Annotated in this window: 9 protein-coding genes and 1 pseudogene; 4 read left to right on the top strand and 6 right to left on the bottom strand. The window is 33.2% G+C overall.

Annotated features, from left to right (window positions below):
• Positions 1–19: 19 nt before the first annotated feature.
• The 3 genes from RBH29_RS07375 to RBH29_RS07390 form a co-directional block, all read right to left on the bottom strand.
• Positions 20–766: a ZIP family metal transporter gene (locus RBH29_RS07375; protein WP_306696131.1), complete on the bottom strand. Its 747-nt coding sequence runs from the start codon at positions 764–766 to the stop codon at positions 20–22.
• A 209-nt stretch (positions 767–975) separates the two neighbouring features.
• The gene (locus RBH29_RS17840; protein ID WP_373463302.1) at positions 976–2,994 is read right to left on the bottom strand and encodes a glycosyl hydrolase family 8; all 2,019 of its coding nucleotides are present in this window, start codon (positions 2,992–2,994) and stop codon (positions 976–978) included.
• A 355-nt stretch (positions 2,995–3,349) separates the two neighbouring features.
• A complete protein-coding gene (locus RBH29_RS07390; protein ID WP_459076766.1) occupies positions 3,350–5,197 on the bottom strand; it encodes a glycoside hydrolase family 9 protein in 1,848 nt (615 codons plus the stop codon).
• 389 nt (positions 5,198–5,586) lie between these two features.
• Here RBH29_RS07390 and RBH29_RS07395 point away from each other — a divergent pair, with 389 nt between their 5' ends.
• The gene (locus tag RBH29_RS07395) at positions 5,587–6,135 is read left to right on the top strand and encodes a cupin domain-containing protein (protein ID WP_306696132.1); all 549 of its coding nucleotides are present in this window, start codon (positions 5,587–5,589) and stop codon (positions 6,133–6,135) included.
• Between the two features lie 79 nt (positions 6,136–6,214).
• On the opposite strand, the gene RBH29_RS07400 is transcribed toward RBH29_RS07395, so the two are convergent.
• Entirely contained in the window at positions 6,215–6,625 is a 411-nt protein-coding gene (locus tag RBH29_RS07400) for an acyl-CoA thioesterase (RefSeq protein ID WP_306696133.1), read from the bottom strand.
• A gap of 90 nt (positions 6,626–6,715) precedes the next feature.
• A pseudogene (locus RBH29_RS07405) lies at positions 6,716–6,808 on the bottom strand (DUF134 domain-containing protein); the annotation flags it as partial.
• 269 nt (positions 6,809–7,077) lie between these two features.
• Here RBH29_RS07405 and RBH29_RS07410 point away from each other — a divergent pair.
• A complete protein-coding gene (locus RBH29_RS07410) occupies positions 7,078–9,309 on the top strand; it encodes an inorganic phosphate transporter (protein WP_306696134.1) in 2,232 nt (743 codons plus the stop codon).
• Between the two features lie 111 nt (positions 9,310–9,420).
• Here the strand turns inward: RBH29_RS07410 and RBH29_RS07415 are convergent, their stop codons facing one another.
• On the bottom strand, positions 9,421–9,834 hold the full coding sequence (locus RBH29_RS07415) for a hypothetical protein (RefSeq protein ID WP_306696135.1): 414 nt from the start codon (positions 9,832–9,834) through the stop codon (positions 9,421–9,423).
• 286 nt (positions 9,835–10,120) lie between these two features.
• Between RBH29_RS07415 and RBH29_RS07420 the strand changes: the two genes are divergently transcribed.
• Both RBH29_RS07420 and RBH29_RS07425 read left to right on the top strand, forming a co-directional pair.
• The gene (locus RBH29_RS07420; protein WP_306696136.1) at positions 10,121–11,479 is read left to right on the top strand and encodes a copper amine oxidase N-terminal domain-containing protein; all 1,359 of its coding nucleotides are present in this window, start codon (positions 10,121–10,123) and stop codon (positions 11,477–11,479) included.
• 424 nt (positions 11,480–11,903) lie between these two features.
• A complete protein-coding gene (locus RBH29_RS07425) occupies positions 11,904–12,116 on the top strand; it encodes a cold-shock protein (RefSeq protein WP_306696138.1) in 213 nt (70 codons plus the stop codon).
• Positions 12,117–12,186 lie beyond the last annotated feature (70 nt).

Consider the following 12,186-nt stretch of genomic DNA (forward strand, 5'->3'; position numbering starts at 1 on the left):
GGAATTCACCCCTAAGAGATTAAAAAATGGCAAGTCCAAGTAAAAGTCCTGATATTAGTCCTGCATTTGCAAGGTGGCTGTGCATTCCATTTGCCTGTGGTATAAGCTCATCATTAACAATATAAATCATTGCTCCTGCTGCAAATGCCAGCGAACCTCCAACAAAAATAGGTGATATTGCTAAAAACAACATTCCAATTGCAGTTCCAACAGGTGTCATCAACCCTGCTATAAGTACAAATAAAAATATTTTACCTATTGAAACTCCCCCTGCTTTTAAAGGACCTGAAATAGCTAATCCCTCTGGTATATTGTGAAGTGCAATTGCTAAAGCAATAAAAAATCCTAATTCTGGACTTGCTTCCAGCCCCGCCCCAATGGCTAGGCCTTCTGGCAAGTTATGAAGTGCAATTCCAAACAAAATAAGATAACCTGTTCTTTTCATTGGATTATCTATTTGTTTGAGTTTTTCAGAATTTTCTACAACTACATTATCACCACTGGACATATGTGAATGCGGAATAATCTTATCTAATGAAAACATCATGCCCGCACCTAGTAGAACTCCTATAATTGCACTTGTCATTGAACCTATTTCAACCGACTCTGGAACTAACTCAAAAAGAGAAATAGCCAGCATTATACCGCCAGCAAACCCTAGAAATGTAGCCAATAGCTTATTTCCCGGCTTTCCTAATATCAATAACACAACTACTCCTAAAGTAGTGGATATACCTGCTAAAAAGCTATAAATCAAACCTTCCATAATTATCTTCAGCCCCTTTTATTTTTATCTGAAATTAAACCATAAACTTACTAATAATTATATACCAATTTTATTTTTATCTAAACAAATTAATTTTAAAAGGATATATTTAATAAAAATAAAGGAGCCAGTCCTTTGAACCAGCTCCTTTGTTATACTAACTTACGCCACATTAATTCATGACTAAAATCACGAGAATGTGCGTTTTCTTATTCAACTGGAAATGCATCTATAATTTCCAATAAATATCTACTTAAAAGAGTTGCATCAGTAGAATCTATTGTTCCATCTCCATTTAAATCTGCATTGTCAAGATTTATATTTGATACAGGTATTTCTAATATATACCTGCTCATTAGTGCATAGTCTGTAGAATCAATTATTCCATCTCCATTTAAATCACCATATGATGGTTCTGATGGCTCCGGTGTTGGTTCCGGTGTTGGTTCCGGTGTCGGTTCCGGTGTTGGTTCCGGTGTTGGTTCTGCTTCTGGAAGACCTGTAAACTTCACATTATCCACTGTAAATGAACCTGCATTTGCATTCATTCCAGAAAAATGTAAGGATATGATTTTATCCAAATCTAATCTATTGTTGCCATCCGCAGCAGGTGGCTGCCAATCTTCTCTTGGTGAAAGGTCACTCATGGATATCTCTAAAGTAGTCCAGCTACTGCTAGGACTTACTATGTATTCCCACTGCTCTCCATCTTCACCAGCTTCAGTTCCTTCCTCAACCAACATAAACCTTACTTCATTACTTGTTCCTTTAATATCAAATGAAATCCCTGTTGCTTCTGTGATATCTGTGCCTACCATTGATTCTAATACGCCCCAATAACCAGATGCAGAACCGCTGTAGTTTACTTCCATTGCACTTCCACCATCATCTCTTGGTACTATTTCTGCCTCAACTGATGCACCTTCTCCATCATAAGTTACCCAAGCAGAAGAACCTGTAAAACTATCAATAATAAGCTCTCCAGGTTGTGCTGGTGGAGGTGTTGGACGTGGCGTTGCTGCTGGTCCATCACTGTCTTCTAAAAGATTAGGGAAATTACCAGTTAAGTGTAATAAAGTCATAAGTCTTACACTGTTTCCATAGTAGTGATAATCTCCACCATCTTTAACCTCTACTGTTTCGTTGTAAAGTTCTTTAGCAAAATCAAGATCTAAACCTGTCATTGCACCTGAAGCTATCGGTCCAATAAAAGTAGCATTGTGATACTCACCTGTTGGAGTTCCATCTATCTCATATCCATCAACAATACCTTCAGCTCCCTGTGTCTGGAAAAATGCAGTTATTAAATCACAATTTTCTTTTGCTCTTGGCTCACCAAACCAGGAATAGTCAATTGCTGTTCTCCAAGGATAACGTGCTGCATCATAGGAATACTCATACCCCATAGAACCAGCCCTTGTACCATCTGCTGTACACCAATCAGGTACAAGACCTGTTCCAGCATTATAATTGTGAACATTATCAACTATGTCATAACACTTGTCAGCAACACTTAACCATCTGTCGTCACCTGTAAATTCAGCAAATACTCTGTACCATGCTGGAGCAAAGTAAGAAGGATTAGTTATGTCTGAACCACCCCAAGTATCTCCAGCTTTCAATACATATGTACCTTGCTCTACACAGTGATCATATAAATTATAAATTAAATCTAATGCTTCCTGTTGATAATCATGGCCACCTGTTGATCCCCACTTGCTATCAGCAAATACAAGGGATACAGCAATATCTTCATCCGCATCTGTCGCACAATCTCCACCACCAGGTTCTACTATATTTCCACTGCTGTCAATTTGCCATCCCATAAGTCCGTTACTGTTGTAATACAACTTAACATATGAGAATAAATCATCAAAAAGATCTTGATCACCAAAGTATACAGCCAGTATCATACCATATCCTAAACCTTCTGATACAGTATCAAAGTCCGTGCCTGCATCTCTTTGTACCCTTCTGTATCCACCTGCACCACTTGATGTTACGTAAGTGGCTTTCCAGTCTTCCCACTCCTCTTGAAGCATTGCATTAGCTGCTGCCTGATCATCAGCTAATGAACTAAAACCATAATCATAAGTTACATTGTAAGGAAATGTAGATGATGATGCTCCCACCTTAGTGAAATCATTCCCAGTAAACACTATCAATGATGTTAATAGCACTGATAGTACCACCAAAACTACACCTGTCCTTTTCATTTTTTTTACCAATTTTTCTTCCTCCTTAAATAAATTTATTTTCTACTCACATTTCAATAGTATGTAAGTGATAACACTTTTAATCTATTGAAATAGCAAGTTGAAATCATATTTTTTAAAATTGATGAAAATATAATTACATTGAAAGCAAATTAGAATAGGAAATCTAAAACGGAATTTATAATACTGCAACGATAAACAAGATTTTTACTTTATCATTATATCAAATTTGAAATAATTTTTCAAAGATTTTTTTTTACAAAATCATCCTTTTAAAAAGTAAAAAAATATCTCGCAATATAACATCACGAGATATTTTTATCTAAACTATAAACATAATAAAAGTAACCAATATATATTTATCAAACTACTGTTCCACAGGGAACTCTGATATCATTTCAAGCAAGTATCTTCTCAAAATTATATGGTCACTAGAATCCACCACACCATCTCCATTTAAATCTGCTGCTTCAAGTGGCACGTCAAACTCATCAACTATTTCAAGAATATACCTTCCCATTAAAGTTATATCTGTAGAATCAATTAATCCATCTCCATTTAAGTCACCATATAATATTGTTGGTGGAGTGTCATCATCGTCACCTCCACTGCTGTCGCCTAGCTCTCTTCCATCAGGTGGAAAGTTTGGTGTTACACTCATAGAAGAATCTCCAAAGAATCTGTACAGACCAGCCGCTGCTCCAACAAAAGCTGTATTATAGTCTATTGTTACCTCGTTATAAATATAGTCATGTGTTACATCGATATGCTCATCATTTTCTCCCGGTCCTCCAACTAATGCACCATATAATACATGCTCATGAGTAGAAGGATCTTCTGCATTGCTTGTACGTGATGCTGCTCTATGATGTGGAAACTCAACAGAATTATCATTATATCCAACTATGTAAGAAAGATTATTTGGATTATCACCCATAAGATAATTCATCTGATCTCTTGCCCACTCACTGTATTGAGATGGACTATCCCCATTATTATGCTTGTCATAAACAAGTGCTACAAGTTGAGTAGCTGTATTGTATCTTGCAGAACCCCATCTGTTTAAAAAGGCATATCCACCTGGTGTAATAGTTACAGTTTCACCATTCATCCAGTTTTGTACTAGCAACTCTACCTGACTCCAAAAATCTATTTCAGCCCATTGATCCATACCAGAAGCCTGTCTTAATCTGTCTTCAAAATTTGAACTGTTACTATCATATTTATCATTTATTTGAGCCATAATAATTGCTGTTCCTGGCCACATATCATTCCAGCAATGTGTCCACCAAGCAGGTGCATAATAATCATAATACTTAAATACTTCGTCTAAATAAAAATCATCCTGTGTGGCTAGATAAAGCCAAACTCCTGCCCAGCAATAATCATCTTCCCACTTAGATGAGGCGTAGTAAATTTTAGGCCCATCATCATTAACTTCTTTATTATTAGAATATGCAAAGTCAAATAAGGCTTTTGCATAATCAAGACTTTTTTCTGCATATTGAGGATCTTCATCTTTAAAATTCATATAGTTTATTGCAAGAGAAGCTGCTGCTCCTGAAATACAGTCTGTTGAAGGTAATTCCTCTGTAGCAAACCATCCTCTTCTAAACATAGTATTTTCTTCAGGCGGATCCCAGTAAGCATGGTCTACATCTCCATCACCTACTTGATAACAATAAGCCACTACATCACCAGAAGAATCTCTAAAGGTAACTTTCATTAAATAATCATTAAAATATCTTAAGATTCTCTTAGTATGTACATCTTGTCCTAATTCTTCAAACTGCTCTCTAAACTCATAGAATCCCCAGCCAAGTGTAGATGCAGAATATACCTGAGGCATTCCAAACTTGACATGGTCACCTGCGTCATGAAATCCACCAGCAACATCAATTGTTCCAGTGCCGTCAGGATCAAGAACACTGCTATTTCTGCTTATAAAACCATCTGACATGTTTGTGTTTGTTGAATCAAGTGGAAGTTCTGCATCGTATACGTGACAATCACCACGCCAAGTATACCGACTGTTTTCTTCCACACCTGTGCCACACATGTTTGCATCATACATCATTAGTGAATACTGAAGTGCTCTTGCATAATCGTACTGAGCTGAGGCACTGCTTAAAGCCCCACCTGAGATAACTGTAGCTGCAAGGATAACAATACTGATAACCCAAGCGCTTGTCCTTCTTTTGCAAAATTTTTTCATTTCCATTCCCCATCCTTTCAAAAAATTTCTCTTTCTTATAATTGTAATATATTTCATCGGTTCAAGCAATGAATATATTTCTAAAATATCTAATTATATATATTTTATCGTTTTTTATCTTATTCTAAGGCTCCACCTGAAGCCTGGATGTTTATCTTTAGCTAAACGAGTTCACTTTAAATTATTATTGGCAAGCTCCCTTATCGCAAGTTTTGATGTAATATAAGATGTATATATTAAAGGTAAAGAACACTATTCTAAAAACTAAAGTTCCGCAGTTTAAAGCCTGTAAATACTCCTCTTCCATATTTTCATTCACTTAAATGACATGCACCCAATCTAACATAAAACGTATAATAATGTAGAAACCCATGAAAGGAATGAAAAATATGTATAGTCCTTATAACGTGTACCCCTATCCATACATGCCTAATATGCTAATGTATAATCCAGACTTTTGGAATCAATTTTCCAGCCCACACTTTCCCTCTCCTTATGGAGGTATGCATAATTACTTAATTGAATTGAAAGATTATGGATCTAATCCCTTTGTAGTTAATATTGAGAAAGTGACTAAACAAAACAACAATTTCCGCACTGCTTTATGGACTGGTAAATATTTGCAATTAACTTTGATGTGTATTAATGTTGGAGAAGACATAGGCTTAGAAGTTCATCCTGACCATGATCAATTTATACGCGTTGAAGAAGGTCAAGGACTTGTTAAAATGGGAGATAGTGAATGTAAACTTGATTTTCAAAGAAGAGTACATGATGATTATGTTATTATTGTACCTGCTGGAAAATGGCATAATTTAATCAACACAGGCAATAAACCAATAAAATTATACTCTATATATGCTCCTCCAGAACACCCATATGGTACTGTTCATGAAACCAAAGCAATTGCAGAAGCTGCTGAAGAAAATCACCGTTAACGTTACATCTTTTCAAAATATCAATCTTCAGGTGAAAACTCCACTTCACCTGAAGGGTAATTTTAAAATTTCCATTTTTTTAATTACTCACTTTTTTACGCAGTATTGAATATATTTCCGGAATATTTTTTTCAGCATTTAATGGTTTTAAATTTTTATTTGTAAAGGCATGCATAGTTTCACCTTTTGCTAAAAGTCTGTTGCTTATAGAATTAAAAACCTGATATGAAAAAATAATACGTACACGAGATACTTTTTTTAATGTTGTTTCAATCACTACTTCATCTTCATATCTAGCTGGCGAAATAAATTTACACTTCATTTCATACAAAGGTAGTAATAGACCCTTCTTTTCAATACTTGAGTTTGATACGTCAATATTTTTTAAAAAATCTGTCCTTCCAGCTTCAAACCATATGGCATAATTTGAATGGTGAACAATCCCCATTTGATCTGTTTCAGCATATCTTACAGTAAGATTAGTTTTCATACATACATTTGTCCTTTCATTAAAGATTATCGTTCCTTTTTGATTTCATAAATTATCTATACCACATCATCAGCAAATTCTACATACAAAAATTTCCCCCTCAACCAATGACTCTGCAAGTTTTTTTCTTGCATTATTATATATTCGCTGAACTGTTGTACGAGCTATACTCATTTGTTTTGCAATCATTATAACACGTTTAGAACATATGTCAATAATTATAAAATTTACCCTGATTGAAAACAAATTTTTATTTTTTTCAACACAAATATATTAATTAATGTTATTATAATATGTGGTAGTTTTATTTGTCCTAAAACTATAAAATTAAGTGGCTTACTTAGCGTAAAAATAAACTTAACCAAAGTTGCCACAATATAATAAAAACTTATATTTATGGGGGGATTATTATTTTTGGAATTGATGTATTTTTTCTAGCAGTTCTAGTTTTAATGGCTTTTTCTGTATTCGGTCTTGTTGTGGGTGTAAGTAATGACGCAGTTAACTTTTTGAATTCTTCAATAGGTTCAAGAGTTGCACCTCGTAAAGTAATTATATTCATAGCAAGTATTGGTATAATTTTAGGTGTTATTTTCTCAAGTGGTATGATGGAAATTGCACAAAAGGGGATTTTTAATCCAGAGTACCTTACAATGCCCGAAATAATGATAATTTTTCTGGCTGTTGCATTTACAAATGTTGTCTTGTTAGATTTGTTTAACACATTTGGACTGCCTACATCAACCACTGTAGCTGTTATTTTTGGTCTTCTTGGAGGTTCTTTCGCAGTATCTTGGCTAAAGATAGCACAAATCAATGAATCATTTTTTGCTATAACCGAATATATCGACACTACAAATGCTCTTGTAATTGTATTTGGTATATTTTTATCAGTTGTTCTCGCTTTTCTCTCAGGCTCTATAATACAATTTATTTCAAGATTAATTTTTACTTTTGATTATAAAAAAAGACTTAAAAGATATGGAGCTCTCTGGGGTGCGGTAGCATTAACTTCTATATTATATTTTATTTTTATAAAAGGTGCATCAAGTGCTTCTTTTATATCAAAAAGCCAACTTGAATGGATTTTATCACACCAACAAATCTGCTTATTGATTATTTTTATAGTTTCAGCTGTTACACTGCAAACACTGCTATTCTTAAAAATAAATATCTTCAAGCCGATTATACTTGCTGGAACATTTGCCTTAGCAATGTCTTTTGCAGCTAATGACCTTGTAAACTTTATAGGAGTTAGTGTTTCAGGTTTAAATGCATATAATTTAGCTCCCACAGGCGATGCAAGATTTACAACTAATATGACAGCCCTTAGTGAATCTGTTCAAACTAATCCTCTTTTGCTTTTAGGAGCGGGGCTTATTATGGCAATGACTTTATGGTTTTCTAAAAAGGCTCGCACTGTATCAGAAACAGAACTTAAGCTCGTTAATCAAAGTGAAGGGGACGAAAAATATGATTCTACTCTCCTGTCACGTATTATTGTATATATAAGTATATCTATTATTTCTTTTGTAAAATCATTTACTCCAAGATCACTAAAAAAGTGGATGTCTGGCAGACTTGATACTTCAAAATATACAGCCCAAATTACTTCAGATAATCGACCTTCTTTCGACCTTTTAAGAGCTACTGTAAACTTAATGGTTGCAAGTGCACTTATATCATACGGAACATCCTTCCAGCTCCCTCTATCAACAACCTATGTAACTTTCATGGTTTCTATGGGAACCTCATTTTCTGACAGAGCTTGGGGAAGAGAAAGTGCAGTTTATCGCATCACCGGGGTGCTTACAGTAATCGGCGGATGGTTTTTCACTGCATTAATGGCTTTTCTCATTGCCAGCATAATGGCAGTAGTCATGTTTTACGCAAAGGTTGTTGGAGTTATAGCACTATTGGCAATAATACTATGTATTGTTTGGAAAAGTCATCGTAAACACGGCGAAATACAAAAAAACACATCTCAAGACGAGGTTTATAATTTAAAAAAAGTTACAAACTTTAATGAAGCTGTTGAAGTAAGTTTATCCCACATGGGATTATTGATTAAAGATATACGCCAATCACTCAACAAAACTCTTGAAGGTCTTTATCTTCAAAATGGATATACATTGCGCGAAGAAAGAAAAAACTTAAAACACATCCAAAAAAGTGCTAATATCATTAATGCTAATATTTTTAAAACTTTGAGATTGATGGAAAAAAGCGATCCTAACGCTTTCTCAAAATATTATTCTCAGACAACCAGAAGACTTCAAAAATTGATTGATGGACATTCTGATATTACTTACAGATCATGCGAACATGTTTTAAATCACCATAAAGGACTGTTACCAATTCAAGTAGAAGAACTTAAAAATATGCAAAGTTTACTATCAGAAATATTAACAGATGTAGAAAACTCTTTTTGTAATAAAAATATGAATATGCATGATAAGATTAAAGAAAGACATAAGCAATTAAAAGCTATCGTTAAAAAACTAAATGATACACAGTTAGATAGAATAGTTTGTGGTACTTCTAAAACCCGACTAAGTATTTTGTTCTACTCTATACTCGGAAATTCAATGATGTTATCAAAACAAAGTTTAAAACTAATGGAACTTCTTTCATTTACATTAAAAAATGATTCTTCAGCCGATTCAGATTTTGATATGGATTAATAAATGGCCCCCACCTTATTATAAGATGGGGGCCTATTTAAATTCATTAAAAGTGTTGTTAAATAACAAACCATACTGTTTTAACACGGATGTGTTTGTGTTTTACACCTCTTAATCAAAATTAGATGTTTGCACATCTTCTAAACTTTTAACTTCCATCCAAGCTAAAGCTATTTTCTCTGCATCATTTATTGCTTTAGCATCATCAAATCTAATTTCATACTTTCCTGGTGCTGCAGGATAAAGCTTAACAATTTCTACATTACTTTTTGGAAAACTGGAAAAACAAAAAACTCGCACATTTGAATCTAGCACTGCTAAATTAAGTTTTGCATATTTTTTTGTAAGATTATCATATGCAACTTTTTCGTTTACTTCTACCTCTCCTGTATCATTTTTTGATACATTACTGTTCTCAATCTGCTGATTTTCAGTTCCAATCACCTCCATTAAAAACGGACTGCCTAAAATTAAAACAACATACAACACAAACATCGACAAACTAGGTAATAATTTTTTTACCATAAAACTCCTCCCTTAAAATTTTTTTATATTTTAATATTTTAAAATATTAACTTGACTTTTGTTTTTTTGCACATGAAAATATTGTATAATAAAAATAATATTTTGTCAAACTCACCTTACTTTTAAAGTAAGTTTTGAAATACTATGTTATGTAAATGTGTTATTGGGTAGATAAATAAGTAAATAATTCAAGCCTGCCCCCAAGGTCATTGAAAATAAGCTTCAAATTATGATACTATAATGGTATAAGAAAATATTAGTAAAAAACTAGGGAGAGGGTATAAAAATGAAAAAGAAATTGTTTATTTACTTAGTAACTATGGTGCTTTTGGTTTTAACAGTGAATATTTATGCAAATGATACTAATTTAGGGAGAACTCCAGAAGGTGTCTTCCCGCTTTCAGGAAGTGACATTCAAATGGTTTCGGAAAGCATCATTGTTTATCCTGTTCAAGGTAATGCAGAGTGTACCTTTGTTTTTAAAAATCACGGGGAAGCAACAGAGGTTTTAATGGGATTCCCTAATATGCCTGATATGTCAGAACGTCCTCATGCACTTTACATAGAAGATAACATAAAAATAAAAGATTTTAGAACATTCATAGATGGAAAAGAATTAGATGTGAAAAGAGAAAAAAGTATTGTACCAGACGATTATGAAGTTACACCAGGTCTTGTGAAGTATGATGAATGGTTTACATTTAAAGTCAATTTTGAAGAAGGTGAAACAAAAATAATAGAAAATACTTATAAGTTTAATAATACAATTGATTCTATGGGATATATAACAACTGGATATATTATCGAAACAGGTTCTGTTTGGAAAAATAATATTGAGCATGCAAAAATTAAATTTGTGATGGATGATGTAAAACCATATCGAGTTAATAGAATATCACCAGAAGGATTTAAATACAAAGGCAATAATTTAATCTGGGAAGCAACAGATTTTGTTCCGCATGAAAATTTACAGGTTACGTTTAACAATGAAGATTATTTCCCTCATACTCATAAAGGTAATATTGAAAAACATAAAGAAATTGAAGAAATATATGAACTTATAATCAAAAATATTGATCAACTAGATATAGAACAAATAATTTATTATCTTGTAAAGATATCTAAATTAGAAGATGATAGTTCAAGAATTTGGAATCAAAATGATGGAGTTTTTACATATGTAGCCAGTCATAAAGATATAAGTACAGATAAACTTAAGGAAAAAATACGTTCTAATATTGAAGATACTCTTGAAACTAAAGAATTAGATACTACTGATGAAAAATCTTACCAAGTAGAAATTAATGTGGGTGGAGAAGAAGTGCATTTTCCTGATGCTAAACCTTTCATAGATGTAGATTCTGCAAGAACAATGGTGCCCGTTCGTTTTATAGCTGAAAATTTAGGAAGTGAAGTTACATGGGATGATAAGGCTAGAGGAGTAGGTATATATAGTAATGATAATAGTATAGAACTTACAATTGATACTATAAAAGCAACAGTAAACGGCGAATTGACAAAGCTTGACAACAAGCCTGTAATCATAGAAGACAGGACTTATGTGCCTTTACGTTTTATTTCAGAGGTAATCGGTGCTAATGTAGAGTGGAATGCACAATCAAGATCTGTTTATATTGAAAGGTAAGCTTGTTTAGCTTTAACTGAACATCAAAGCTTTCAGGTGGAGATTTTACTCCACCTGAAGTTTATAACTATATCCACTCTTTTTTTCAAATTGAATAGTTCTAAAACTCTAATTGCAAAAACTAATTTTATAATATTGATAACATTTGTAGTATTTTCTGTAGTTTTAACAAACTCATTTGCTTTATATTGCATTGCCAAAACTCTAAGGTCAGCTAATTTTTTAGAAATCTCTTCTTCTAGTTTTCTGTTTTAATTTTTTAATTTCCTCCTTGACAATAGTTGTTTTTTGTGATACAGTTATAAGGTATTCAAGATAAATGCTTTGACCTCACCTGTTTGTGGATCATTGTTTTTGGATGATTTGTTCATGTGTGAGTTTTATTTTTTTGGGTACAAATAATAATTAATGATGGAGGTACCCAATGAATAATGGTACAGTGAAATGGTTTAACTCAGAAAAAGGATTTGGTTTTATAGCCGACGATAACGGTGGAGATGATGTATTCGTACATTTTTCTGCAATTCAGTCTAGTGGTTATAAGACTCTAGAAGAAGGTCAAAAGGTTACTTTTGACACTGAAACTGACCCAAAAGACAGTCGCAAACTTAGAGCTATAAATGTTAATGCAGATTAATTTAAAAAAATTAATAAAGTTCCGTTAGATATACGTCGCTTTATTATAAATATTAGTTGCTTTTTATACT

The organism is Herbivorax alkaliphila (assembly GCF_030848475.1).
Classification (GTDB): domain Bacteria; phylum Bacillota; class Clostridia; order Acetivibrionales; family Acetivibrionaceae; genus Herbivorax.

Coding starts and splice junctions, on each gene's coding strand:
- RBH29_RS07415 (WP_306696135.1), bottom strand. CDS start 9,834: ATGGTAAAAAAATTATTACCTAGTTTGTCGATGTTTGTGTTGTATGTT.
- RBH29_RS07375 (WP_306696131.1), bottom strand. CDS start 766: ATGGAAGGTTTGATTTATAGCTTTTTAGCAGGTATATCCACTACTTTA.
- RBH29_RS07420 (WP_306696136.1), top strand. CDS start 10,121: ATGAAAAAGAAATTGTTTATTTACTTAGTAACTATGGTGCTTTTGGTT.
- RBH29_RS07390 (WP_459076766.1), bottom strand. CDS start 5,197: ATGAAAAAATTTTGCAAAAGAAGGACAAGCGCTTGGGTTATCAGTATT.
- RBH29_RS07425 (WP_306696138.1), top strand. CDS start 11,904: ATGAATAATGGTACAGTGAAATGGTTTAACTCAGAAAAAGGATTTGGT.
- RBH29_RS07395 (WP_306696132.1), top strand. CDS start 5,587: ATGTATAGTCCTTATAACGTGTACCCCTATCCATACATGCCTAATATG.
- RBH29_RS07400 (WP_306696133.1), bottom strand. CDS start 6,625: ATGAAAACTAATCTTACTGTAAGATATGCTGAAACAGATCAAATGGGG.
- RBH29_RS07410 (WP_306696134.1), top strand. CDS start 7,078: ATGGCTTTTTCTGTATTCGGTCTTGTTGTGGGTGTAAGTAATGACGCA.